Origin of the sequence: Alishewanella longhuensis, assembly GCF_014653435.1 — a bacterium.
Lineage (GTDB): Bacteria > Pseudomonadota > Gammaproteobacteria > Enterobacterales > Alteromonadaceae > Alishewanella > Alishewanella longhuensis.
The window spans coordinates 819,143-842,854 of sequence record NZ_BNAO01000001.1 but is presented as its reverse complement, the minus strand read 5'-3'; the positions used below and the strand labels follow the sequence as shown (position 1 = coordinate 842,854).

Annotated in this window: 21 protein-coding genes; 12 read left to right on the top strand and 9 right to left on the bottom strand. The window is 48.7% G+C overall.

Features of this window, described 5'->3' with window-relative positions:
* Nucleotides 1-18: 18 nt before the first annotated feature.
* The 5 genes from argB to metB form a co-directional block, all read right to left on the bottom strand.
* Complete coding sequence (gene argB, locus IE163_RS03545; protein WP_189430242.1) at nucleotides 19-783, bottom strand: acetylglutamate kinase; 765 nt, start codon at nucleotides 781-783, stop codon at nucleotides 19-21.
* The gene (argC, locus tag IE163_RS03540; RefSeq protein ID WP_189430239.1) at nucleotides 780-1,808 is read right to left on the bottom strand and encodes an N-acetyl-gamma-glutamyl-phosphate reductase; all 1,029 of its coding nucleotides are present in this window, start codon (nucleotides 1,806-1,808) and stop codon (nucleotides 780-782) included. The genes argB and argC overlap by 4 nt, the downstream gene beginning before the upstream one ends.
* A 118-nt stretch (nucleotides 1,809-1,926) precedes the next feature.
* Nucleotides 1,927-4,815 carry a ligand-binding sensor domain-containing diguanylate cyclase gene (locus tag IE163_RS03535; RefSeq protein WP_189430236.1) on the bottom strand — a complete coding sequence of 963 codons (2,889 nt, stop codon included), beginning with the start codon at nucleotides 4,813-4,815 and terminating at the stop codon, nucleotides 1,927-1,929.
* Nucleotides 4,816-4,941: 126 nt separating this feature from the next.
* Nucleotides 4,942-6,063 carry an aspartate kinase gene (locus IE163_RS03530; protein WP_189430228.1) on the bottom strand — a complete coding sequence of 374 codons (1,122 nt, stop codon included), beginning with the start codon at nucleotides 6,061-6,063 and terminating at the stop codon, nucleotides 4,942-4,944.
* A 14-nt stretch (nucleotides 6,064-6,077) separates the two neighbouring features.
* The gene (gene metB, locus IE163_RS03525) at nucleotides 6,078-7,250 is read right to left on the bottom strand and encodes a cystathionine gamma-synthase (protein WP_189430226.1); all 1,173 of its coding nucleotides are present in this window, start codon (nucleotides 7,248-7,250) and stop codon (nucleotides 6,078-6,080) included.
* A 177-nt stretch (nucleotides 7,251-7,427) separates the two neighbouring features.
* Here metB and metJ point away from each other — a divergent pair, with 177 nt between their 5' ends.
* Nucleotides 7,428-7,763 (top strand): met regulon transcriptional regulator MetJ, encoded by a 336-nt coding sequence (gene metJ, locus IE163_RS03520; RefSeq protein WP_189430225.1) that lies wholly within the window; start codon nucleotides 7,428-7,430, stop codon nucleotides 7,761-7,763.
* 58 nt (nucleotides 7,764-7,821) lie between these two features.
* On the opposite strand, the gene IE163_RS03515 is transcribed toward metJ, so the two are convergent.
* Nucleotides 7,822-9,066, bottom strand: a complete 1,245-nt coding sequence (locus tag IE163_RS03515; protein ID WP_189430223.1) for a malic enzyme-like NAD(P)-binding protein — start codon at nucleotides 9,064-9,066, stop codon at nucleotides 7,822-7,824.
* A gap of 395 nt (nucleotides 9,067-9,461) precedes the next feature.
* On the opposite strand from IE163_RS03515, the gene IE163_RS03510 reads away from it, so the two are divergent.
* Nucleotides 9,462-10,364, top strand: coding sequence for a tetratricopeptide repeat protein (locus tag IE163_RS03510; protein WP_189430222.1), 903 nt, complete (start codon nucleotides 9,462-9,464; stop codon nucleotides 10,362-10,364).
* Between the two features lie 76 nt (nucleotides 10,365-10,440).
* Here IE163_RS03510 and rpmE read toward each other — a convergent pair whose 3' ends face one another.
* Nucleotides 10,441-10,653 carry a 50S ribosomal protein L31 gene (gene rpmE, locus IE163_RS03505; RefSeq protein ID WP_189430220.1) on the bottom strand — a complete coding sequence of 71 codons (213 nt, stop codon included), beginning with the start codon at nucleotides 10,651-10,653 and terminating at the stop codon, nucleotides 10,441-10,443.
* Between the two features lie 211 nt (nucleotides 10,654-10,864).
* On the opposite strand from rpmE, the gene priA reads away from it, so the two are divergent.
* The 5 genes from priA (at nucleotide 10,865) to IE163_RS03480 (ending at nucleotide 16,015) form a co-directional block, all read left to right on the top strand.
* Nucleotides 10,865-13,039, top strand: a complete 2,175-nt coding sequence (priA, locus tag IE163_RS03500) for a primosomal protein N' (RefSeq protein WP_189430218.1) — start codon at nucleotides 10,865-10,867, stop codon at nucleotides 13,037-13,039.
* Nucleotides 13,040-13,147: 108 nt separating this feature from the next.
* Entirely contained in the window at nucleotides 13,148-13,723 is a 576-nt protein-coding gene (locus tag IE163_RS03495) for an SPOR domain-containing protein (protein ID WP_189430216.1), read from the top strand.
* Between the two features lie 59 nt (nucleotides 13,724-13,782).
* On the top strand, nucleotides 13,783-14,301 hold the full coding sequence (gene hslV, locus IE163_RS03490; RefSeq protein ID WP_189430214.1) for an ATP-dependent protease subunit HslV: 519 nt from the start codon (nucleotides 13,783-13,785) through the stop codon (nucleotides 14,299-14,301).
* Between the two features lie 11 nt (nucleotides 14,302-14,312).
* On the top strand, nucleotides 14,313-15,644 hold the full coding sequence (gene hslU / locus IE163_RS03485) for an ATP-dependent protease ATPase subunit HslU (protein WP_189430211.1): 1,332 nt from the start codon (nucleotides 14,313-14,315) through the stop codon (nucleotides 15,642-15,644).
* Nucleotides 15,644-16,015 carry a gamma-butyrobetaine hydroxylase family protein gene (locus tag IE163_RS03480; RefSeq protein ID WP_189430209.1) on the top strand — a complete coding sequence of 124 codons (372 nt, stop codon included), beginning with the start codon at nucleotides 15,644-15,646 and terminating at the stop codon, nucleotides 16,013-16,015. Before hslU ends, IE163_RS03480 begins: the two co-directional genes overlap by 1 nt.
* Before the next feature lie 21 nt (nucleotides 16,016-16,036).
* On the opposite strand, the gene IE163_RS03475 is transcribed toward IE163_RS03480, so the two are convergent.
* Nucleotides 16,037-16,570 carry a phosphatase PAP2 family protein gene (locus tag IE163_RS03475; protein WP_189430207.1) on the bottom strand — a complete coding sequence of 178 codons (534 nt, stop codon included), beginning with the start codon at nucleotides 16,568-16,570 and terminating at the stop codon, nucleotides 16,037-16,039.
* 190 nt (nucleotides 16,571-16,760) lie between these two features.
* On the opposite strand from IE163_RS03475, the gene rraA reads away from it, so the two are divergent.
* Together rraA and IE163_RS03465 are read left to right on the top strand one after the other, a co-directional pair.
* Complete coding sequence (gene rraA, locus IE163_RS03470) at nucleotides 16,761-17,246, top strand: ribonuclease E activity regulator RraA (protein ID WP_189430205.1); 486 nt, start codon at nucleotides 16,761-16,763, stop codon at nucleotides 17,244-17,246.
* Nucleotides 17,247-17,249: 3 nt separating this feature from the next.
* On the top strand, nucleotides 17,250-18,317 hold the full coding sequence (locus tag IE163_RS03465) for a formimidoylglutamase (protein ID WP_189430203.1): 1,068 nt from the start codon (nucleotides 17,250-17,252) through the stop codon (nucleotides 18,315-18,317).
* Nucleotides 18,318-18,361: 44 nt separating this feature from the next.
* On the opposite strand, the gene hutI is transcribed toward IE163_RS03465, so the two are convergent.
* Nucleotides 18,362-19,588: an imidazolonepropionase gene (hutI, locus tag IE163_RS03460; protein ID WP_189430202.1), complete on the bottom strand. Its 1,227-nt coding sequence runs from the start codon at nucleotides 19,586-19,588 to the stop codon at nucleotides 18,362-18,364.
* A 131-nt stretch (nucleotides 19,589-19,719) separates the two neighbouring features.
* Here hutI and hutC point away from each other — a divergent pair, with 131 nt between their 5' ends.
* Genes hutC through hutH form a run of 3 tightly spaced genes read left to right on the top strand, consistent with a single transcriptional unit; the run spans nucleotide 19,720 to nucleotide 23,667 of the window.
* On the top strand, nucleotides 19,720-20,427 hold the full coding sequence (hutC, locus tag IE163_RS03455; protein ID WP_189430200.1) for a histidine utilization transcriptional repressor HutC: 708 nt from the start codon (nucleotides 19,720-19,722) through the stop codon (nucleotides 20,425-20,427).
* 11 nt (nucleotides 20,428-20,438) lie between these two features.
* Nucleotides 20,439-22,121, top strand: a complete 1,683-nt coding sequence (gene hutU, locus IE163_RS03450; protein WP_189430198.1) for a urocanate hydratase — start codon at nucleotides 20,439-20,441, stop codon at nucleotides 22,119-22,121.
* A gap of 10 nt (nucleotides 22,122-22,131) precedes the next feature.
* On the top strand, nucleotides 22,132-23,667 hold the full coding sequence (hutH, locus tag IE163_RS03445) for a histidine ammonia-lyase (protein ID WP_189430196.1): 1,536 nt from the start codon (nucleotides 22,132-22,134) through the stop codon (nucleotides 23,665-23,667).
* Nucleotides 23,668-23,712 lie beyond the last annotated feature (45 nt).

Below are 23,712 nucleotides of genomic sequence, written 5' to 3'. Positions count from 1 at the left end.
AGCGCCATGGCGCTGGGGTTAGTACAAAATGCAGGTGCCAACAGGCTTATCCTGCATCAGGTTCTCTAAATCATTCGGGTTCTGCCAGCCAGCCACTACGATATTGCTTTGCAGTGCCGCTGCAGTATCTAAGGCCGCATCCAACTTCACTTTCATGCCGCCTTTAATCACGCCTTGCGCAACTAGCTGCGCCGCATGCTCAGTAGAAAGCTCAGGAATAAGCTGCATATTGCCGTCCAAAATACCCGGCACGTCGGTCAGTAACACCAGTTGGCCTTTAACTAACTGGCAGATTGCGGCCGCGGCTAGGTCGGCATTCACATTTAATAACTGGCCCTCGCTACCAATACCAATAGAGCTAAATACTGGGGTAAAGCCCTCAGCAAGTAGCACATTCAGTAAGGTTGCATCAGCCGGCTTCGCAATACCGACAGCGCCAAGCTTGGTGTTAACTGTGAACTGGCAAGCATTACCGGCAGAGAGGTTTAATCCCACCGGCTTTAAACCTTGTAACATGGCACGACTGACCATCTCTGCATTGACCGCGCCATCTAAGGCTCCAGCGATAACTGGCATTTGCTCAGCTGGGGAGACGCGCTGGCCATCAATTTTCTCGGTGTTAAAAGCAAACTTAGCCAACCATTGGTCAACCTGATCGCCACCGCCATGCACCAGAATGACCGGCCGCTGCTGTTTAATACGGGCACATACCGCCAGTAAGGCATCCAGTGCATTGCGATCCTGTAATAAACGACCGCCCATTTTTAATACTACCGGCTTCATACTAAGGCTCCAGGCAACAAGCCCGCTATTTCTGGCTTGGCAAATCTGACATTAGCCGCTTGCATTGCCTGGGCAGCGGCACCTTTTAATAAATTATCAATGGCCGACATAATCACCAGTTGCTCGCCGTCTTGTTGCCAGAATAAATCACAGAATGGCGTACCGGCCACATCGGCGACATTGGGTGATTTACTGCTAAAGCGAATGAGTGGCTTGTGTTGATAAGCCGCGGTAAAGGCCTCGGTAACTTGCTCAGGGGTTACCCCAGCTTTTAAATTCACCACACAGGTAGCCAGAATACCGCGTTTAAAATTGCCTAAATGCGGGGTAAATACCACCTTACGACCCAGGTTTTGTTCGATTTCTGGGCGATGCCGATGCTTAAAGAAACCATAAGCATTAAGTCCTACCTCGCAGAACGAGGTGCTTAAACTGGCTTTACGGCCCGCACCTGATACACCACTGGTGGCGCTAATCACCGGAATACAGTCATCTGCGACTAAATGGGCTTTTAATACTGGTAACAAGGCCAGTGAGCACGCTGTGGGATAGCAACCCGGTACAGACACCAGATCACCCAGCGGGCCAGTTTGCCATTCCATTAATGAATAAACGGCTTGTGCCAATAGCTCTGGGTGTTGATGGGCGTAGCCATAATACTGTGGATAAAGCTCAGGCTGCTTTAACCGGAAGGCCCCCGATAAATCAAATACCTTAATACCCTTAGCCAGCAACTTAGGTGCAATCTCTTCACTGGCTTCATGCGGTAGCGCTAAAAAAGCCGCGTCGATATCCAATTTTTCAATCAAGTTATCAGACCAGGGTTCAACCAGAATATCAATTTGCTGCTGAAACCGTGGATACAAACTGGCAAAAGGTTCAGGTTCACGCCCGGCAGAGGCAAAGGCGTAACACAGCTCAAAATAAGGGTTTGCTGTAAGTAAAGCACATAGCTCAGCACCGCTATAGCCGGCAGCACCCAGTACGGCACTGCGAATTTTAATATGTTGATTATCTAATGACATGGACAACTCTTCAGAATAAAAACAGGCTAACAGTTATAGCACAAATCGGTGGCTAGTGTAGACCGAAGAACATGCACAATCAAGAATTATTATGCTGTTTTATTGAATTATTATCCACTTAAATTTTATTGTCTGCAATGATCAATCTATTTCGCCCAGTGCGCTTAGCCTGATAAAGAGCCCGATCTGCGCTCAGTAACATCTGTGGCAACTCTAACTTATCATTTGTAGTTAAACCAATACTCACGGTCATGTTTAAATCTGCTGATAACTCACTAAAATCAAGTTGCTCAAGCTTTTGCCGTAAACGTTCACACACCTCTATTGCCGCGGCAAGGCTGGTATCAGGTAGCAAGATCACAAACTCTTCCCCCCCCCAACGCGCAACCAAATCAATGGCACGGCTTTGCTGCTTTAACAACGCGGCGATACGCTTTAAAACCTCATCGCCTAAGGCATGGGAGAGTTTGTCATTAACTTGCTTAAAGTGATCAACATCTATTAATGCCAAACAAAGGGTTGCGTTGCTACGTTTCGCACGCTGGTATTCTTGCTGCAAAGCTTCATCAAAAGCCCGTCGATTCGCTAAGCCAGTTAAGGCATCTTGTCTAGCGAGCAGCTGCAGTTCTACCGTCTGTTCAGACACTAGCTTTAATAACCGTAGCTCGTTGCGTTTTAAACTCTGCAAACGCCAGCGAATAACCCAAAGCAAAGAAGTTGCTAACACCAAAACAATCAATAACTGAAACCACCAACGCTGCCATAAATAAGGCAAAATTTCTAACGTTAATTCAGCTTCATTCTGGCTCCAATCCCCTCCGGGGTAAGCCGCGGCTACCCTAAAGCGATAAGTGCCTGGCGGCAAGTTTGTATATTCTGCGGCAATATAGGAACCGCGATTTACCCACTCTTGATCAAAGCCTTCCAATAAAGTGCGGTATTGAATACGCTCTGACATAATATAGCCCAAACCCGCATACTGAATTTCAACGCGATTGGTGCCTGCAGCTAATGGTTGCAGGTTCACAAAACTAATTTCTTGCCCTTCTACCAATAATTTTTCTATCACCACCGGGGGTAACATTTTGGCGAATTGTTGTAATCGTTCGGGTTGCACCCGACTCACACCAATCGATGTTGCAATCCAGATAGATCCATCATGATGTAAAGTAGCAGCTTTTGCAGAACCGCCATTAGCCTGAGCGCTGGCCATGCCATCACTTTCACCAAATAACTCGAACTCAATCCGCTCACGCTTACCCGCAATAACTTCCAGGGCCTGTGCGCGATTTAATCGGAGTACACCTCTATTACTGCTAATCCAAAAATAGCCTTGCTTATCCAGTACTAACTGGAACAGTTTATCAAAGGGCATCCCCTGCGCACGCCCAATCATATGCAGTGCGCCAGAGGTTAGGTCGTATGCAATTAAGCCGCGATCTGTCGTCATCCAGAAGATTCCGGCAGCTAAATCCTCTGCAAAACCAAAAGCATAATCGGCATCATCAAGCCCAGTAAGATCAAGAGACTGCAATTTATCCTGTTGCAGCACAGCGACACCAGCACCACTACCAATAAAAACACGGCCATCAGAGCTTTGATACAACGCCATGATAAAAGGGCTAGGCAGACCATCTTCGCGCCCATAGTTTCTAATACCCTGATTATCAATCCGGCTGGCACCCAACGCGGTGCCAACCCAAACCGTGCCGTCACTCAATGGCATCACTGCACGAACTTCATTTGCAGGCAGTCCATTATTCGCATTAAAGTGGCGCTTGACCTGCCCTTGGCTAACTTCAATTAAACCATCAGCGTAGGTACCCACCCAAAGACTCTGCTCTGGCCCCTCTGCTAAACTGAGCACCGACTGACCAACACTGACAGAACTTAAATCAATCTGATCTATCACCCCAGCACAATATCGATTCAAACCACGACTAGTGCCGATATACAAGCAACCATCGGAATGCGATAACACCGTTCGGACAAAGTTACCCGCTAATCCCTGATCAGTAGTAAAAGTACTAAAAGGTGCATCACGGAGCCGAAAAACACCACCATTAGTGCCAACCCATAAGTTCTGTTCGCTATCTAACAATAGTGCCAGAATGCGGTTATTCGGTAAGCCCTGGCGAATATCTAGCTCTTCGGTAATACCATCATGTTGCCGTAATAAACCGCGATCAATAGTGCCAATCCAGAGTATGTCGTCGCTTTCAAATAACAACGCTGAGACAGGAACATTATCTAATAAGGTGATAGGTTCCGCAGTTAAAGTAGGCGAGAGAAATAATCCACGTTCAGTCCCAACCAGCAACTGCCCTTGCTCATTTAATGCCAACGCAAATACGGGTACGCCATTATACTGAGTGGGCAGTACCGGCTGAATTTGCAGTTGTTCATCCAGGTAAACCAAGCCGTCTGACGTACCTACCCAAATTCGCCCCTGGCTATCTTCAATTAAACTATGTACTTGTTCAGACGGCAGCCCCTCTTTACCTAAATATTGCACACGCTCACCGGCACTATTTTGCATAAAGAGCCCCTGGCCTTCAGTCGCAATCCACAATCTCTCTTGTTTATCCAGTAATAGCCGGTTAATTAAGACGCCAAGCGGAGGGTAGGCATGCCAATTCCCCTCTTTTACCCGAACCAAGCCGCCACGAGAACCCGCGATCCATAAGGTTTTATGCTGATCAAGATGGAAAGTTCTTACGCCAACATCAGGTAAGCCTGTTTCCGGGCTACGATCGAAAATTCTAAATTCTCTGCCGTTATAGCGCGCAACGCCCTCCCAGGTGCCAAACCAGAGATAACCATCGGCAGTCTGTGCCAAAGCATTAATCGTGTTGTGCGGCAAACCATCGCGGGTATTGAGGCTTTCTTTAAAATAATTATCTAAGGCAGGGACCGGGCTTGCCGTATTTGAAAGCGCAAAAGCCGTTAGCGGCAGGCTAAAAAGCAACCAACATAAAAAAGTATAACGAAAAGACAACAACGGCATTCAGCAGTTCCGATTAGTCAGCAGCAGATGGCTTAGCTAGTTCTGAAACTCAGATTAACCGAGAATAGGCCACTTTGCCAAGCAGCCATCTACTTGTAGGACCTTTATCTATCTGAGCCATCGCTATTAGCGCTGAGAGCTTAAAATAACGTTCTGCGCTAACACAGCCAGATCGGCATGCAATCCCCCTGCAGTAACAGCCCGTCCAGCACCGGGACCTTTTAACACCAGAGGGTTCTGCTGATACCAGTCAGATTCAATAACAAACATATTATCGCAAGGTGCCAGAGCCGCCAGAGGATCATGGCTGGCGACAGCAACCAATTGCACCGATGCTTTTACACATTCAGGCTGCAAACTTAAACAAGCCGCATAACGTAAAACCTTACCCTCAGCCACGGCTTGCTGGTACTTGGCCAGTAACCAGGCATCTAAGTCTGCCCGTTTCGCCCAAAAATCCTGCCAGCTACCACGTTCCGCACCGGCAGGAAGTAAGGGCATCAACTCGATATCCGTCAATTCCAATGGTAGTTTTAATTCGCGCGCCAAGACCAGTAATTTACGTTGCACATCTTTTCCAGATAAATCATCCCTGGGATCAGGTTCGGTATAACCTAAAGCTTGCGCCTCCAGCACAAACTCAGAAAAAGGTTTACTGCCATCATAGCTGCATAATAACCAGGATAAAGTGCCGGAGAAAACCCCACTGATCCGCCGGATCTGATCACCGCTTTGCAGCAGTTCCTGCAACACTCGCTGCACCGGAATACCAGCCCCGACCGTGGTATTGCTCAACCAATTAAGTTGCTGAGGCTTTAATGCCGCAAGAATGGCTTGATACTCCTCCCCTGGCAGGGTGACGCCTTGCTTATTTGCACTGATCAAATGGCAACCCGCAGCAATAAATGCTGGATATTGACGAGCAAAAGTCTGGCTAGGTGTGATATCAACTAACACTTTGGGAGAGGGCAAGCTAGCTAAATAAGCCAATAACTCAGCTTGCTGATAATTCTCACCGCTGGCTAAAGCGCCCTGCCAATCGTTGCAGTCTAACGCTGGAGCCAGTAACGCCTGTCGAGAGTTAAAAACGCCAGCCAGATCCAAGTGTAATTGATTAGCTAGGCGTTGCTGCTGGCGCTGAAATAACCTTAAAAACTCAGCACCGACATTACCGGTGCCCGCTACTATTACAGATAACGTCGGTAACACTTTAGACTGCAGCGACGCAGTAGCAAGATTGCTTCTCATGATACATCCTTAAATCAAACTGACAGTCGCTTAGCAACCTGTTGTAATGCTTTATCCAAATCGGTAATCAAATCGGCAATATCCTCTATCCCTACCGATAGTCTCACCAAGGTCGCGCCAATGCCTGCGCGCTGCTGCGCTGCGGCATCCATTGAGGCATGAGTCATCGTCGCCGGATGGCAGACTAAACTCTCAGTGCCACCCAGCGATTGCGCTAAAGTAAAGTATTTGAGTGCGGCAAAAAAATCATACAAATATTCAGGTGCGGCATTTAGCTCAAAGCTACACATAGCGCCAAAACCACTCTGTTGAACTTTAGCTATCGCATGACCAGGGTGTGATGCTAAACCAGGGTAATACACCTTTGCGACCAACGGATGCGCTGCGAGGAAATCAACCACCGCCAACGTATTTTCTTGCTGTAAGCGGATGCGTGGACTTAAAGTTCTTAAACCGCGCAAGGTAAGATAGGCATCCAGTGCCCCACCCGTTAACCCCAGGCAATTCCCCCACCACTTAAGCTCATCACCAATCGCGACATCTTTAGCAATCAATGCGCCACCAATAATATCGCTATGACCATTAATATACTTCGTCGTCGAATGTACAACGATGTCAGCACCTAAAGCCAAGGGTTGCTGCAATACTGGCGATAGAAAAGTGTTGTCAACCACCACTTTCGCAGCCAGTTCAGCCGCCAATTGGCACACTGCCTGAATATCGGTAATTTGCAGTAACGGATTACTGGGTGTTTCTAACCAGATCATCGCAGGCGCAGCTAAGCGTACTTGTTCAGCCCAGTCAGTATCTTGAAAATTAACAATTTGGATTTTAAACGCATGCTTACGCTGTGCCAGATTAATAAATAATCGATAACTGCCACCATAACAATCATGCGGGAAGACCAGTGTATCTTCCGGCTTTAATAGTTGTAATGCCAGTAAACAGGCCGACATTCCCGTATTCGTCACTATAGCTTTGGCGCCACCCTCTAATTCCGCTAACGCCTCTCCCAGTACATCTCGAGTAGGATTATTTGAACGAGAATAATCGTAAGGCCCGGGCTGGCGAAAAGCCTCAAGCTCGTATGTTGACGTAAGATAAATCGGAGGCGTAACTGCACCAAAAGCAGTATCCTCGGCGATACCCGCCCGGGCAGCGATAGTTGCAGCATGACGTTTTGCCATATTGGATCCATTTAGATGTTTAGACGGCTAAAAGTATAATGCGTTAATACTGGAAGTCAAACCATTTAGCCGTCTATAATGATTATTTACTGCACAGTGTTTGACTGTAACGTATAAAACAGTAGAATTCCGCATTTGCGCGAGCAATATTTTCTCGACCAATAACAAGGGACCCTTATGGCTAAGTGGAATGGTGAATATGTTCACCCTTACGCGGAACACGGTAAAAAATCAGAACAAGTTAAAAAGATCACCGTGTCGATCCCGCTAAACGTGTTAAAAGTGCTAACGGATGAGCGTACTCGTCGTCAGGTTAATAACCTGCGACACGCCACCAATAGCGAATTACTGTGTGAAGCCTTTTTGCACGCCTTTACCGGCCAGCCTCTGCCTGCCGATGAAGACTTACGTAAAGATAACCCGCACCAAATTCCAACAGAAGTACGACAGATTTTAACCAGTATGGGGAAACCAATACCGGTAATCATTGAAGCAGAAAGCGACGAAGAATAAAAAAACCGCCAATAGGCGGTTTTTTTATTCTTGCTGTTTATCAATACAGCCCAAAAAATTAAGCTTGGTAGTAACCAGCTGGCATCTCAATACGAGCAACACCTGAGGCCACAGCAGCCTCAGCTACAGCGCGTGCTACCTGTGGTAGCAAGCGTGGATCCATTGGTTTAGGAATAATATAAGATTTACCAAACTCTAATGAACTTACCTTGGCAGCTTCCAGCACGGCTTGAGGCACGGGCTCTTTGGCGATAGCACGAATAGCTTGTACTGCCGCCAGTTTCATTTGATCGTTTATCTCACTGGCCCGCACGTCCAAGGCTCCGCGAAAAATAAAAGGGAAACACAAGACATTATTCACCTGGTTCGGATAATCTGAGCGACCCGTTGCCATAATCAAATCATTGCGCACCGCGTGGGCCAATTCAGGTTTAATTTCTGGATCCGGATTAGAACAGGCAAAGATCACGGGCTTATCTGCCATCAGCTTCAATGCTTCAGGTGGCAATACATCTGGGCCCGATACACCAACAAACACATCTGCGCCTTTTAGCGCATCTTCCAGCGTTCTTTTGTCGGTATTGTTCGCAAACAGTTGCTTATATTGATTTAAATCTTCCCGCCGGGTATGAATAACACCTTTGGTATCCAGCATATAAATATGCTCGCGCATAGCACCGCATTTGATCAGTAGCTCCATACAGGCGATTGCGGCAGCGCCCGCGCCCATACAAACAATAATGGCGGTACCAATATCTTTACCCTGAATCTCCAGTGCATTGAGCATACCCGCTGCAGTAACGATAGCGGTACCATGTTGATCGTCATGAAATACCGGAATATTGCAGCGTTTAATCAGCTCTTTTTCAATTTCAAAGCATTCCGGTGCTTTAATATCTTCTAAATTAATACCGCCGAAGGTATCAGCAATATTCGCTACCGTCGTGATAAACTCTTCTGTGGTTCGATGGCTCACTTCAATATCAATAGAGTCTAAATTGGCAAAACGTTTAAATAGTAGTGCTTTACCTTCCATAACTGGCTTAGACGCCATATGTCCCAGGTTACCTAAACCAAGAATTGCAGTCCCATTTGAGATCACTGCCACTAAATTACCTTTGGCGGTGTACTTATAGACGTTATCCACATCAGCTGCTATTTCCCGCACCGGCTCTGCTACGCCAGGACTATAGGCCAAAGCGAGGTCGGTAACGGTTTCGGCCGGTTTACTGATTTCAATACTAATTTTTCCGGGGCGAGGTTCAGCATGGTAACGTAGGGCTTGTTCTCTGAAATCTGACATTCTAATTTTCCTGAGTAATTTGAGCAGGTACAAACTGCGGCTGCATGGTTATTGTTATACAGCAGGCCGGTTGGCGGCTCATTTTAATGAGCTCTGTTCTGGAAAAATACCTAAACCGAGCTGGACGTACCAGCGTATTTATTAGATGCATTACGACTTTAGTATAATTCAGCCCTTGTTATAACAAGAAAGCCAAAAGACGCCAAGAGTTCTAGACATCTATTAATACTAATTTTCGAAATATATGGTGCTTATCTGTACATATTCTGCAAGCAATGATTTCAGATTAACAGTAATGAAACATTTTTTTACAGTTTAGGTAAGATACTTGTTTGAACACCGCGGTAAAGCGACTAAAATTATCTCATTAAATAATTGTTAACCAGAGGCATCACATGAAGGTTTTCCTAAGCACCAGTTTACTTGTCATTGGCTTGTTAGCTTTACCTGTTAAAGCCATCGCACAGAACACCGATAGTCAGGCCGATCGCGTTTGTATGGATACAGATTGTAGTAAAGAGCTGAGAAGACTGATTAGACTAGCACGCGGTGGTAGCGGTGATGCCGCTGCTTTTGTAGCGATGGCCTATGCTACTGGCGATGGTTTAGAGCAAAATACCGAGCAAGCTATCCGTTATCTGCGAATGGGAGTACGGCAACGCAACCCAATGGCAGTTAATTTAATGTCTGACTGGCTGCGCAACGGCTTTATGGTAGAACAAGACCTTACTGAAGCCGCGCGCTTACTTGAGCAGGCCGTAAAATTAAATTACGCCCCTGCTCAATACAACAAAGCCTTGCAATTATTGCAAAGCGAAGACCCAGAACAGCTGCCTGAAGCGGTAAACTTGCTAGAGCAAGCTACTTCGCAAAAGTTGTCCAGCGCCATGCTACTACTTGCGCAGTTAAAACAACATGGTGTCGGGGTTGAACAAGATTTACCAGGTGCGGCAGAACTCTATAAACGTTTAGTACTTTCAGGCCAACATAACGCTAAACCTTATTTACATGAAGTGACCAGCCAACTGGCTGCTGATAGCGAGCATAGTGCTCTGGTTGCTGAGTTACGTGAAGTAGAAAACATCGAAATTATCCGTGTATCTGGGCAACAATTTCAAACAAGTAATATGTTGGAAGGCTTAGTGAAAAGATTGTCTGCCACAGGGCAGTTTGATACCCGCTCTGTTGGTAGCAGGATAAGAGGGGTAAGTTGTGAACAAAGCGGTAGTAACTGCGCTAGTATTCGCCCTGAGCGCGGCGCAAGTTCACTAAATGAAGTATTGTCTGGCGGGCAGTAACCACTATCCTCTAGTACTGATAAAGACATAAAAAAACCGGAGACTAAGCTCCGGTTTTTTTATGTTCCGACAACGATTAACGGTTGCCCAACACAGAGAAACGTTTTTTGAAGCGATCAACACGACCACCAACGTCTAATACTTTCTGTTTGCCAGTATAGAACGGGTGACAAGCAGAGCAAACGTCCAAGTGGATATCTTTGCACAGCGCTGAACGCGTTTTGAACGAATTACCGCAAGTACAAGTAGCGGTAATTTCTTTATATTCTGGGTGAATACCTGGTTTCATGGGTTACCTCATTGGGCCGTATCGCTATCTGGTCATGTTTTTAATGCCAAACACCATACGAAATTACAGTTAATTTAGGGCGCGTAGTTTAATGGATAGCCAATAAAGTTGCAATTGCCCAATCTAAAAAAGCCGGTCTTTTTGTTTTACTTGGCAAGGTGCCTGCCCTTCCTTAAACTGGAGCCTCTTTCTACCAGCCCTGGAAACTGCTGTGCCTGTTATTCGCGTTGCTTTACCCATCCCTCTCCGTCAGCATTTTGATTATCTGCTGCCTGATAATATTCAGGTTAGTCAGGGTTGTAGGGTACGGGTGCCTTTTGGTAAACGCGAGTTAGTGGGCGTAGTGTGGCAACTGGCACCCGATAGCCCTTATGAACTGACTCAGCTTAAACCCGTTAGCGCGGTCTTAGAATCTAGCCCGGTGCTTTCTGAGCGGTTAAGGCAATTGCTTAGCTTTGCCGCAGAATATTATCATCACCCGTTAGGTGAAGTACTGACCGCTGCGCTGCCAGCGCTGCTACGTGAAGGGCGCGCACTCACTGACTATCAGCTTACCGGCTATCGCCTAACTGCAAGCGGCGAGGCTTGCAGTGCCGCAGATTTTAAACGCTCCACCAAACAGCTGGCACTTTGGCAAAGCTTACAGCAGGGCGTTATTGCCGAGACAGTGTTATTGGCAGAGCATCCCCGCAGTGTGCTAAAACAGTTATTGGATAAAGGTCTGGTAGCTTCACAGGTGCTGGCACGCCAGCCGTATCAGTATCAGGGGCTGGCACAAGCCGCACTGCAATTGACTGTGGATCAGGCCTTGGCGGTCACTGCTGTACAGCAGGCACAGGGCAGTTTCCGGCCTTTTTTACTCGAGGGCGTAACCGGATCGGGTAAAACCGAAGTGTATTTACAATGTATCGCGCCCCTACTGGCGCGCGGCGAGCAAGTTTTATTACTCTTGCCGGAGATAGGCTTGACCCCGCAAACCCTGCAGCGTTTTGCAGAGCGCTTTAAGGTACCGGTATTGGCCTGGCACTCTAATTTAAGTGATGGCGAGCGGCTAAACTGCTGGTTAAATGCTGCCAGCGGCAGTGCGGCTATTATTATCGGCACCCGTTCCGCCCTGTTCTTACCCTTCCATAAGCTTAGCCTGATTATTATTGACGAAGAACACGATTTATCGCTAAAGCAACAAGATGGCTTTCGCTATCATGCCCGTGATCTGGCCATTAAACGTGCTGCCTTGGAAAACTGCCCGATATTGCTCGGCTCCGCCACCCCGAGTTTAGAATCGCTTTACAACGCCCAGCAAGGTCGTTTTGGCCATTTACTGCTGCAAAACCGTGCCAGTGGCCAGGCCTTACCTGCTTTTGAACTGATCGATTTAAAGCAACAACAAATGCACTACGGTTTGGCCGACAGCAGTATTCAGCAAATTCGACAACAGCTGGGCCGTGGCAAGCAGGTTATGTTGTTCTTAAATCGTCGCGGCTTTGCCCCGGCGTTGAGCTGTCAGGAGTGTGGCTGGCTCACCGAATGTAAGCGCTGTAGCGCCTTTACCACCTATCACAAACACAGTAAGCAGCTGTTGTGCCATCACTGTGGCGCCAGCAGACCTATTCCGAAACAATGTGGCAACTGTGGTAGCTCACGCTTGGCACCGGTTGGTCAGGGTACAGAGCAACTGGAAGAACATTTACAGCAGCTTTTTCCAGCAACGCCAGTGACCCGGCTCGATCGCGACAGTACACGCCGTAAAGGCGCTTTAGGCGCCTTGTTAGACGAGATCAACCAAGCGGGCCCCCGTTTGATTCTTGGTACCCAGATGCTGGCCAAAGGCCATCACTTTCCCTTTGTTACGCTCGTGGTAATAGTCGATGTAGACGGCGCACTGTACAGTGCTGATTTTCGGGCGCCTGAGCAGCTTGGGCAATTACTGACTCAGGTAGCTGGCCGCGCCGGTCGCGGCCATGATAAGGGCAAGGTACTACTGCAAACCCAACATCCAGAGCATGCCTTGCTACAGGATATTATTCATAATGGCTACGCTTCCTTTGCCCGCAGTGCCTTATTGGAGCGTCAGCAAACGGCGTTGCCGCCCTGCCAGCATTTAGCGCTATTTCGGGCAGAAGCGCTGCAAAGCGAGCTGTGCCAACAATGGTTACAACACATCGCCGACATTCTGCGTTCTAACCCCGCACTACAACTGATGGGTCCTTTGCTATCGCCATTAGAGCGTAAGGCCGGTAAATACCGCTGGCAATTACATCTATACAGCCGCCAAAGGCCGGCACTGCATCAGGCGTTACATCAGCTGTTACCGGAGTTAGGTCGCTGGCCATTAAGCCGCAAAGTTAAGTGGCAACTTGATGTGGATGCATTAGACCTGAGCTAGCACTGGGATCGAGCAAGCTAAGATGATGTATTTCCTTTTCCAGCAATCAGCGTAGAATAATGGCACTAGACGCCATCGTTGTATTAAGTAGGTAACCAGACAGTCGTTATGCCACAAAAAGATTATGTGCGCGCCAGCCGCCCCAAACCGGCCAACAAAGGTAAGAGCAGACCGAGCAGTAACAGAAATAGTCGGGCTAAAGCTGCACCGGCCAAACCTTGGCTATTGATTGGCTTAACTGCAGTCACTTTGATGGTATTTGTTTATGGTTTATGGTTTTTACGCCAGCAAACGCCGGTAAGCACGGCTCCCGTAACCACTGCGCCAACACCTGCAAAAACGGTTGTGAAGGATGACTTGCCACCGAAGCCGGTAGCAGAGCCTTATCAATATATTCAAGAGCTGGAAAACAAAGAAATTACAGTTGAACTAACAGAGCAGCGGCGTAGTGGCCCCGCTCAGTTGCAGTGTGGTTCTTTCCGGCAACAGCCTCAAGCCGAGGCGATGAAAGCGCAAATCGCTTTTGCTGGCATTACCGCCGATGTCAGAAGAACAGAGGGCACCAATGGTGTTTGGTATAGAGTCATTCTGGGGCCATACGAATCACGCCGTGCGGCCACTGTCGATATGAATAAGCTGCGCCAAATGGGTATTAATACCTGTCAGGTGCGAAACTGGGCTTGAAAACCAGTTACCGCAACCTTATTTATGCCCTAGGTTAATTCGCCATAGGGCATTTTTTAATGACAACTATCGTATCTGTACGCCGCAATGGTCATGTCGCCATCGGTGGTGATGGCCAGGTTTCTTTGGGCAACACCGTAATGAAAGGCAATGCCCGTAAAGTCCGTCGCCTGTATCACAATAAAGTACTGGCGGGTTTCGCTGGCGGTACCGCCGACGCTTTCACCTTATTTGAGCGCTTTGAAGCCAAACTGGAAATGCATCAGGGACACCTTATGCGCGCGGCCGTGGAGCTGGCCAAAGATTGGCGCACCGATCGTATGCTGCGCAAACTCGAGGCACTACTCGCTGTTGCAGACGCCAATACCTCGTTGATAATTACTGGTAATGGTGATGTGATTCAGCCAGAGCATGATCTTATCGCTATTGGTAGTGGCGGTCCATTCGCGCAATCTGCCGCCACCGCCTTACTGCAAAACACTGAGCTAAGTGCGCGCGATATCGTGGAAAAAAGCCTGAAAATTGCCGGTGATATTTGTGTTTACACCAATCACCACCAGACTATTGAAGAATTGTAAGCAGGTAACCTATGTCTGATATGACTCCAAGAGAAATTGTCCACGAACTTGATCGGCATATTATTGGCCAGAATAAAGCGAAAAAAGCGGTCGCGATTGCGCTGCGTAATCGTTGGCGCCGTATGCAGTTAGATCCGGCCTTGCGCCAGGAAGTGACACCAAAGAATATTTTAATGATAGGGCCAACCGGTGTCGGTAAAACCGAGATCGCCCGCCGCCTGGCGAAGCTGGCGAATGCGCCCTTTATCAAAGTAGAAGCGACTAAATTTACTGAAGTAGGTTATGTTGGCAAAGAAGTGGAAAGCATTATCCGCGATCTCACCGACAGCGCAGTTAAGATGTTCCGCGAGCAAGCCATTGCTAAAAACCGTTTTCGGGCAGAAGAAGCCGCGGAAGAGCGCATTTTAGACGCGCTACTACCTAAGCCCAAAGATGCCTGGGGCGAGCCGGAAAAAAGCAGTACCGATTCCAACACCCGGCAAATTTTCCGTAAAAAACTACGCGAAGGCCAGCTCGATGATAAAGAAATTGAACTGGAGCTGTCGCAAGGTCCTATCGGCGTAGAAATTATGGCGCCACCGGGTATGGAAGAAATGACTTCGCAACTACAGAGCATGTTTCAAAGCCTGGGTAGTGAGAAAAAGAAAAAACGTAAGCTAAAGATTAAAGATGCCTTTAAACAGCTGATTGAGGAAGAGGCTGCCCGTCTGGTCAACCCAGAAGAGCTAAAAGCCGAAGCCTTAGAAGCCGTTGAGCAAAATGGCATTGTGTTTTTAGATGAAATTGACAAAATCTGTAAACGCGGTGAAACCAGTGGCCCAGATGTTTCACGCGAAGGCGTGCAACGTGACTTACTGCCTTTAATTGAAGGCTGCACCGTCAATACCAAGCATGGTATGGTAAAAACCGACCATATTTTGTTTATTGCCTCTGGCGCTTTCCAGATGAGTAAGCCCTCTGATTTAGTGCCCGAATTGCAAGGTCGTTTACCTATCCGGGTTGAGTTAGAAGCCCTAACTGCAGCAGATTTCGAGCGCATTCTCACTGAGCCTAAAGCTTCATTGACCGAGCAATCTCGCGCCATGTTAGCTACCGAAGGTGTGCACATTCAGTTTACCGAAGATGGCATTAAACGCATTGCCGATGCGGCATTTCGGGTAAACGAGACAACTGAAAACATTGGCGCACGGCGTTTATATACCGTTATGGAGCGTTTGTTGGAAGAGATCTCCTATGACGCTGCCGATCATGCCGGCCAGCAAATTAGTATTGATGGCGCCTATGTTGAGCAACATTTAGGTAGTCTGGTACAAGATGAAGATCTTAGCCGGTTTATTCTGTAATGGCCGTTAGCCTTAGCAAACTGCATTATCATCAACGCCGTCGCTTGTTAGATCTGATCTACAACGACGGCAGTTGCTGCACGCTAAGCGCAGAATTTCTGCGGGTGCAGTCGCCCTCCGCAGAGGTTCGCGGCCATGGTCAGCCTAAATTGGTAGCAAATAAACGCGATGTAGCAATAACTCAGATTACACCGGTAGGTCACTATGCGGTAAAGCTGGTATTTGATGATGGGCACAATACGGGTTTGTATAGCTACGCCTACTTGCAACAACTCGCCGACAAACAACAGCTGTTATGGCAACAGTACTTGCAGCAGTTAAAACAAGCCAATGCCAGCCGCGAGCCACGTATTGCTATCAAAACCTTATAAACCGGTGCTTAGCAGCTTTAACTACCAAACCCCAAGCCAATTGGCTGCCGCTAAACTGGACAACACGCCCAATGCCATCCCCGCCAGAATATCCAACGGAAAATGTACCCCTAACATAACCCGCGATAACCCCACCAAAGCCCCCCAACATAACAAGGGTAACAAACAGGCCGGATAGATCAGGCTTAAACTGGTAACCACTACAAAGGCTGCTGCAGTATGACCCGACGGCAAACTAAAGGTATCAGACGGGATGATATGCGCCACAATGCGATGCAAACTGACCGCTTGCTCTGGCCTGGCGCGTTTAATACTGTTTTTTAGCAGTAAATATAACGGCAGCTCCAGCGCAAAAGCCAACAACAAGAGCTGGGTCACCAGCCAGGCATCGGCCACGTCCAGCATCAAGAGTAGCAACACCAGTAACAGATATAAGGGACCATCAGCACTTTTTGAGAGCCAGTAACTGCTCTTCGCCATTACTTGCGATGAACTGCGGGCAAACAATCGGCAAAAAAAGGCATGATCCCAATATTCCAGACGTTTAAGCAGCATAGCGGCAGCCTCATTGTACAAAGTCTGTTCACATCCTAAGAAAACTTAATGACGAAAAAATGACAGCGCAACATCTATGCACAATCACGAAGAAAGCAGCTAATACTGCCATCCAGTGCAAAGTTCCGCTTGAGCTTAAGTGCTGGCAGGTTATACTGTTGCCATCCCTAATTGCGGTGCGGAGTACAAGATGGAATATAATACCTCAGAGTTATGCGATCTTTATGCAGAGCAGGTTGATGTGGTCGAACCTATTTTTGCTAATTATGGTGGTCGTCGCTCCTTTGGCGGGAAAATCCATACCGTAAAGTGCTTTGAAGACAACGGCCTGGTGCGGCAAATGCTGGCAGACGATGGTATTGGTAAAGTGCTGTTAATTGACGGTGGTGGCTCGGCGCGCCGCGCACTGATTGATGCAGAACTGGCATCGCTGGCCGCAACCAATGGCTGGGAAGGTATCGTTTGCTACGGTAGCGTACGAAACTTAGATGAGCTGGAAGATTTTGATATTGGTATTCAGGCAGTTAATGCTATTCCGATTGGCGCTGACGATAGCGGCTTTGGTGAAACCGACGTTCCAGTCAACTTTGCTGGCGTAACTTTCTTACCGGGCGATCATCTGTATGCTGATAGCACCGGCATTATCCTTTCTCCCGATGCGCTGGATATCGAATAAGCCATGGCGCTAGTGCAGTGTATAACAAAGGCGCAATTAAGCGCCTTTTTTCAAACCCGCTCAGGCGAAACACGCCTGGGGCAACGTATTCAGTTAACCGATCCACTGCTTAGCATTACTGAAAACCTGCGCCAACATGCGGCCCATAGTGGCCAGTTTGTGCTTTTAGGCATACCGGAAGATATCGGCCCCAGAGCAAACTGTGGTGGTGGTGGTGCTGAACTGGGCTGGCAAGCCTTTTTAAGTAAATTTCTAAATTTACAAGCCAACGAGCAACTTGATGCCAGCCAAATTTTACTGTTGGGCGAAGTTAGCTGCGCTGATTTACAAGCGCAAGGGCAACTGCTGGATAACAGCAAAAGCGAGGATTTAGCCAACTTACGGACCCTGTGCGCGCAATTAGATGCGCGGGTGCAAGCGGCAGTACAGCCTATCTTTGCTGCAGGGCTTACGCCTATTGTAATTGGTGGCGGCCATAATAATGCCTTGCCATTGCTACAGGCACTGGCTGCCAGTACTGCACAGCCGGTTAACTGCCTGAATATTGATCCTCATGCAGATTTTCGCCCATTAGAAGGGCGGCACAGCGGTAACGGCTTTAGCTACGCCATGCAACAAGCGCTGTTACAACATTATTTTGTACTGGGATTACATCAGCAGAAGAATAACGCCGCCAGCTTAAAAGCCCTACAACAAGCCGGTGCTGATTACTTAAGTTACCAACAGATCTTTGTGGCAGCGACACTAAGTTGGCAGCAGGCGATTGAACAGGCACTGGAAAAAGTCCTGAGTGCCAATACGCCACTGGCGCTAGAACTGGATACCGATGCCATTACCGGCATGCCCGCCAGTGCCCTTAATTACAGCGGCATCAGCGTGAGCGAGGCTGAACAAGCCGTCTATCAATTTGCCAAACTACCGCACACTGCCTATCTGCATTTGGCCGAAGCAGCACCCGCGCAACATCCGGCAGGGCTTACCGCTGGCCTAAATCATTGCGGTCAGGTACTTAGTCAATTGGTACAAGCCTTTTTGCTTGGCAAAGCACAGCAAGTGCCGCTGATACGTTAAGCAGCACTGCGTTTTCCTAAGCAGCAGGCCCACACGACAATGCCCTAAACTGTAAGGCGGCAAACCTTGCCGCCTATCACCAGTTGCCGCAAGGGTTTCACACCATATTGATAACACAGCTCTGCGGGTTGGCTAATGGCATAACAACCAAAATCGGCCCGCATCCCCGCTGCTAATATGCCTCTGTCGGCCAACCCTAAGGCGTTAGCCGCATGGCGGGTTACCCCTAGCAGCGCCTCTTCCGGCGTTAAGCGAAATAGCGTGCAGGCCATATTGAGCATCAATTGCAATGAGCAGAACGGCGAGGTACCCGGGTTAAGATCGCTGGCAATCGCCATTGGCACCTGATACTGGCGCAACAGTGCAATAGGCGGCAACTGGGTTTCCCGTAAAAAGTAATAGGCCCCCGGCAGCAATACCGCCACTGTTCCCGCCTGCGCCATGGCAGCCACACCGGCTTCATCCAAAAACTCAATATGATCGGCAGACAAGCCGGCAAATTCTGCCACCAAGGCACTACCGCCTAAATTAGATAATTGCTCGGCATGCGCTTTCACCGGCAAGCCCAGCGCTTTTGCAGCAGCAAACACTTTGCGACTTTGCGCCACACTAAACCCTATGCCTTCACAAAATACATCCACGGCATCCACCAGGCCTTGCTGCTGCAAGGCTGGCAACATCTGACACACCAGCTCAATATAGGCATCGGCATTGTTTTTATACTCAGCCGGCAGCGCATGAGCGCCTAAAAAGGTTTTCTGAATACTGATCGGATGATGCTCGTCTAACAAGGCGGCCACCTCTAGTATCTTTTGCTCTGAGGTTAAATCTAAGCCGTAGCCTGACTTGATCTCGACCGTGGTCACGCCTTCATTTTGTAACGCGTTTAAGCGATCTGTCGCTAACGTAAATAAGCTTTCATGGCTGGCTTCGCGCGTAGCCCGCACCGTACTGGCAATACCGCCACCGGCAGCCGCAATCTCCTGATAGGTCGCACCTTGCAAGCGAAGTTCAAATTCGTTCGCACGATTGCCGGCATAAACCAGATGGGTATGACAATCAATTAACCCAGGTAAAATCCACTGTCCTGCCACATCATTAAGCGGCGTGCTTAATACATCAAAAGCCGGTAGTCCGGCCTTTGGGCCAGCATAAGCAATCACGCCATCTTTAACCGCTATGGCGCCATCCGCAATAGCGCCATAAGGCTCAGTGCTCTTGGTCATCGTGGCCAAGTTAGCATTTATCCAAACTGCATCAAATTCAATCATCTAAGGCTCCCAAAATCCTACTGCCGCAGTGTATGTAAAATAGTCTAACCGAAAAACTTGTATATACAACCAAAATCCGCTATTTTTAAAAAACGAATACGCCTCTATCCGTCTAACAAAGTAGGTACTGCATGGCTAAATTTGCCGAAATCAAAGAATTTATGCTGCGCCAGATTGAAAGCGGTGCCTGGCCAGAACATAGCCGGGTACCTTCTGAAAATGAGTTGGCCGAGCAATTTTCGGTCAGTCGGATGACGGCAAGGCGCGCTTTACAAGAACTCACCGAGCAAAGCATTCTATACCGTACTCAGGGCGTAGGCAGTTTTGTAGCAGCATTAAAGTCACAGTCTTCGTTACTGGAGATTCGTAATATTGCTGATGAGGTACAAAGCGGCGGCCATGCTTATCGCGCTAAGTTATTACAACTTACCGAGTTGCCTTGCCCCGGTATAGTGGCCACAGCGCTGGGGTTAAAACGCAATGAACCAGTGTTTTTTTCATTGATTGTGCATTTTTCTGATAGTTTGCCGCTGCAGTTAGAAGCCCGTTACGTTAATCCCAAGCAGGTGCCTTTGTATACCCAACAAGATTTTCAGGAAATTACCCCGCACCTGTATTTGAGTGAAATCGCCCCGCTGACCGAAGCCGAACATATTGTCGAAGCGATTTGGCCAGACGAATTTACCTGCCAGCATTTGGCACTAAAAAAACCCGAACCCTGCCTGCGCCTGACCCGCCGCACCTTTAGCCGTGATGGCGCCGTCAGCCTGGCCTATTTAACGTCTCCCGGCAGTCGTTACCGGCTGGGAGGCCATCTTAACTTTGCCCTACCCCGCTAACCGAGGTTGCTATGAACAATAACCGCATTGATGAAAGTCGCGTGATCCGCGCCGCCCGCGGCAATCAAATCACCGCCAAAAGCTGGCAGACTGAAGCTGCCAAACGCATGCTAATGAATAACTTGGATCCAGAAGTGGCAGAGCACCCGCAGGCGCTGGTGGTCTACGGCGGTATTGGCCGCGCCGCCCGTAATTGGGCTTGCTTTGATAAAATTGTTGAAGTATTGGATCGCTTAGAAGATAACCAAACCTTATTGGTACAAAGTGGCAAACCGGTTGGTGTTTTTCCCACGCATCCGGATGCACCCAGAGTGCTGATTGCTAACTCAAACTTAGTCCCCGCCTGGGCCAATTGGCAGCACTTTAATGAGCTGGATCGTAAAGGCCTGATGATGTATGGCCAAATGACCGCCGGCTCTTGGATCTATATCGGCACCCAAGGCATAGTACAAGGCACTTACGAAACCTTTGTGGCCATTGCTAAACAGCATTTTAATGGTGTTGCCAACGGCAAATGGATTTTAACCGGTGGCTTGGGTGGCATGGGCGGCGCGCAGCCACTCGCTGCTACTATGGCTGGTTTTCATATGCTGGCCTGTGAAGTGGACGAGAGCCGTATCGATTTTCGGTTAAAAACCGGTTATGTCGATAAAAAAGCTTACTCATTAGACGAAGCTTTAACCATGCTGGAAGAAGCCAAAGCCAGCGGTAAACCGACCTCTATTGGCTTATTAGCCAACGCGGCGGATGTGTTTAGCGAGTTGGTGGCCCGCGGCATTACCCCGGATGTAGTAACCGATCAAACCTCAGCCCATGATCCCCTTAATGGCTACTTGCCACAAGGTTGGACGCTAGAGCAAGCTAAAGCCAAGCGTATAGAAGATGAAAACGCCGTGGTTGCGGCTGCGAAAGATGCGATGGCGGTGCAAGTCAAAGCCATTTTAACCATGCAGCAACGCGGCGCCGTAGCGACTGATTATGGTAATAATATCCGGCAGATGGCCAAAGATGTTGGCGTAACCAATGCCTTTGATTTCCCAGGCTTTGTACCCGCTTATATCCGGCCATTGTTCTGCCAGGGCATAGGCCCGTTCCGGTGGGTGGCCTTATCTGGCGATCCAGAAGATATCTATAAAACCGATGCCAAAGTGAAAGAGCTGATCCCTGATGATCCACACCTGCATAATTGGCTGGATATGGCGCGTGAACGCATTCAATTTCAGGGGTTACCGGCGCGGATTTGCTGGATTGGCTTAAAAGATCGGGCGCGTATTGCGCTGGCCTTTAATGAAATGGTGAAAAACGGTGAGCTCTCAGCCCCGGTGGTGATTGGTCGTGATCATCTGGATTCTGGCTCGGTGGCAAGCCCCAATCGTGAAACCGAAGCCATGTTAGATGGCTCAGACGCGGTGTCTGATTGGCCATTACTTAATGCGCTACTTAACACCGCCGGCGGTGCCACCTGGGTATCACTGCATCATGGCGGTGGTGTCGGCATGGGCTACAGCCAGCATAGCGGCGTGGTGATCTTAGCCGATGGTACTGAGCAAGCAGCGGCGCGTTTAGGCCGGGTACTTTGGAATGATCCGGGCACTGGCGTCATGCGCCATGCTGACGCCGGTTACGCTATCGCCGTAGATTGCGCCGAAGAGCAAGGTCTCGACTTACCCATGATTAACAGCACAGCTAACTAGAGAAAAAATTATGACTTACGCCTTACATTTAACACCAGGCAAACTGACACTCACCCAATTACGTGCGGTTAAGCAAGGTGCTGTAACCCTGACCTTAGATGCCAGCGCCCTGCCGGCAATTGAAAAATCGGCGGCTTGCGTGGCCGATATTTTAAAGCAAAACAAAGTGGTTTACGGCATAAACACGGGGTTTGGCTTACTGGCCAATACCCGGATTAAACATGAAGAGCTTGAATTGCTACAACGTTCTATCGTGCTGTCCCATGCCGCTGGCTTTGGCCAGTTTATGGCGGATAGCACAGTGCGCCTAATGATGGTGTTAAAGATTAACTCCTTAGCCCGTGGTTTCTCGGGTATTCGCTTAAGCGTGATCCAATTACTCATTGATATGGTCAATGCCGAGCTTTACCCCTGTATCCCAGAGAAAGGCTCAGTTGGCGCGTCTGGCGATTTAGCCCCCCTAGCCCATATGGTATTACCGCTAATTGGCGAAGGTGAAATTTGCTATAAAGGCCAGATCTATGATGCTAAAGAAGCCTTCGATTTAGTTGGCTTACAGCCATTAACGCTGGCAGCCAAAGAAGGCTTAGCGCTATTAAATGGTACTCAGGCCTCAACCGCTCTGGCACTGGAAGGCTTATTCCGCGCCGAAGATGTGTTTGCTGCTGGTTCAGTAATTGGTGCTATGAGCGTAGAAGCGGCATTAGGCAGTCGCGCGCCCTTTGATCCACGCATCCATTTAGCCCGCGGCCAACAAGGGCAAATTGATGCTGCCGCCATTTACCGGCATTTGCTTGGCACGGATTCCGAAGTCGGCCAATCGCACAAAGATTGTGAAAAGGTACAAGACCCTTACTCCCTGCGCTGTCAGCCACAGGTGATGGGTGCCTGTTTAACCCAAATCCGCCATGCCGCAGGCGTTTTAGAAGTAGAAGCCAATGGCGTAACCGATAACCCGCTCGTTTTTGCCGAAGACGGAGATATTCTCTCAGGCGGTAATTTCCATGCTGAACCGGTAGCCATGGCCGCCGATAATCTGGCATTGGCGATTGCCGAAATTGGTGCCTTATCCGAGCGTCGCATGGCCCTGTTAATCGATGCCAGCTTAAGTAAATTACCAGCCTTTTTGGTGCCTAATGGCGGCGTCAACAGTGGCTTTATGATTGCACAGGTAACAGCTGCAGCCTTAGCCTCAGAAAACAAATCCTTAGCACACCCGGCATCGGTAGATAGCTTACCGACCTCTGCCAATCAGGAAGATCATGTGTCTATGGCCACCTTTGCCGCCCGGCGTTTAGCGGATATGGCCGAAAACACCACAGGGGTACTCGCCGTTGAATATCTGGCTGCGGCGCAGGGTCTTGATTTCCGGGCACCAGTAAAGAGCACAGCGGCGCTTGAACAGGCGAAAGCGTTATTACGACAGCAGGTAGCATTTTATGATCAGGATCGCTATTTCGGCCCGGATATCGAAAAAAGCGCAATGCTGATCCGTGATGGTCAATTGAATAGCGCCCTGCCTGCAGGCTTACTCTGCAGTTTTTAATAACTAAAGGGCGACTATTAGTCACAAACTCACACCCGGCACTGC

Bases quoted from the DNA above. Each gene is read 5' to 3' on its own strand.
- hslV (WP_189430214.1), top strand. From the start codon at position 13,783: ATGACAACTATCGTATCTGTACGCCGCAATGGTCATGTCGCCATCGGT.
- IE163_RS03515 (WP_189430223.1), bottom strand. From the start codon at position 9,066: ATGTCAGATTTCAGAGAACAAGCCCTACGTTACCATGCTGAACCTCGC.
- rraA (WP_189430205.1), top strand. From the start codon at position 16,761: ATGGAATATAATACCTCAGAGTTATGCGATCTTTATGCAGAGCAGGTT.
- hutH (WP_189430196.1), top strand. From the start codon at position 22,132: ATGACTTACGCCTTACATTTAACACCAGGCAAACTGACACTCACCCAA.
- argC (WP_189430239.1), bottom strand. From the start codon at position 1,808: ATGTCATTAGATAATCAACATATTAAAATTCGCAGTGCCGTACTGGGT.
- rpmE (WP_189430220.1), bottom strand. From the start codon at position 10,653: ATGAAACCAGGTATTCACCCAGAATATAAAGAAATTACCGCTACTTGT.
- hutI (WP_189430202.1), bottom strand. From the start codon at position 19,588: ATGATTGAATTTGATGCAGTTTGGATAAATGCTAACTTGGCCACGATG.
- IE163_RS03510 (WP_189430222.1), top strand. From the start codon at position 9,462: ATGAAGGTTTTCCTAAGCACCAGTTTACTTGTCATTGGCTTGTTAGCT.
- IE163_RS03535 (WP_189430236.1), bottom strand. From the start codon at position 4,815: ATGCCGTTGTTGTCTTTTCGTTATACTTTTTTATGTTGGTTGCTTTTT.
- hslU (WP_189430211.1), top strand. From the start codon at position 14,313: ATGTCTGATATGACTCCAAGAGAAATTGTCCACGAACTTGATCGGCAT.
- hutC (WP_189430200.1), top strand. From the start codon at position 19,720: ATGGCTAAATTTGCCGAAATCAAAGAATTTATGCTGCGCCAGATTGAA.
- hutU (WP_189430198.1), top strand. From the start codon at position 20,439: ATGAACAATAACCGCATTGATGAAAGTCGCGTGATCCGCGCCGCCCGC.
- argB (WP_189430242.1), bottom strand. From the start codon at position 783: ATGAAGCCGGTAGTATTAAAAATGGGCGGTCGTTTATTACAGGATCGC.
- IE163_RS03495 (WP_189430216.1), top strand. From the start codon at position 13,148: ATGCCACAAAAAGATTATGTGCGCGCCAGCCGCCCCAAACCGGCCAAC.
- metJ (WP_189430225.1), top strand. From the start codon at position 7,428: ATGGCTAAGTGGAATGGTGAATATGTTCACCCTTACGCGGAACACGGT.
- IE163_RS03465 (WP_189430203.1), top strand. From the start codon at position 17,250: ATGGCGCTAGTGCAGTGTATAACAAAGGCGCAATTAAGCGCCTTTTTT.
- IE163_RS03480 (WP_189430209.1), top strand. From the start codon at position 15,644: ATGGCCGTTAGCCTTAGCAAACTGCATTATCATCAACGCCGTCGCTTG.
- metB (WP_189430226.1), bottom strand. From the start codon at position 7,250: ATGGCAAAACGTCATGCTGCAACTATCGCTGCCCGGGCGGGTATCGCC.
- IE163_RS03475 (WP_189430207.1), bottom strand. From the start codon at position 16,570: ATGCTGCTTAAACGTCTGGAATATTGGGATCATGCCTTTTTTTGCCGA.
- IE163_RS03530 (WP_189430228.1), bottom strand. From the start codon at position 6,063: ATGAGAAGCAATCTTGCTACTGCGTCGCTGCAGTCTAAAGTGTTACCG.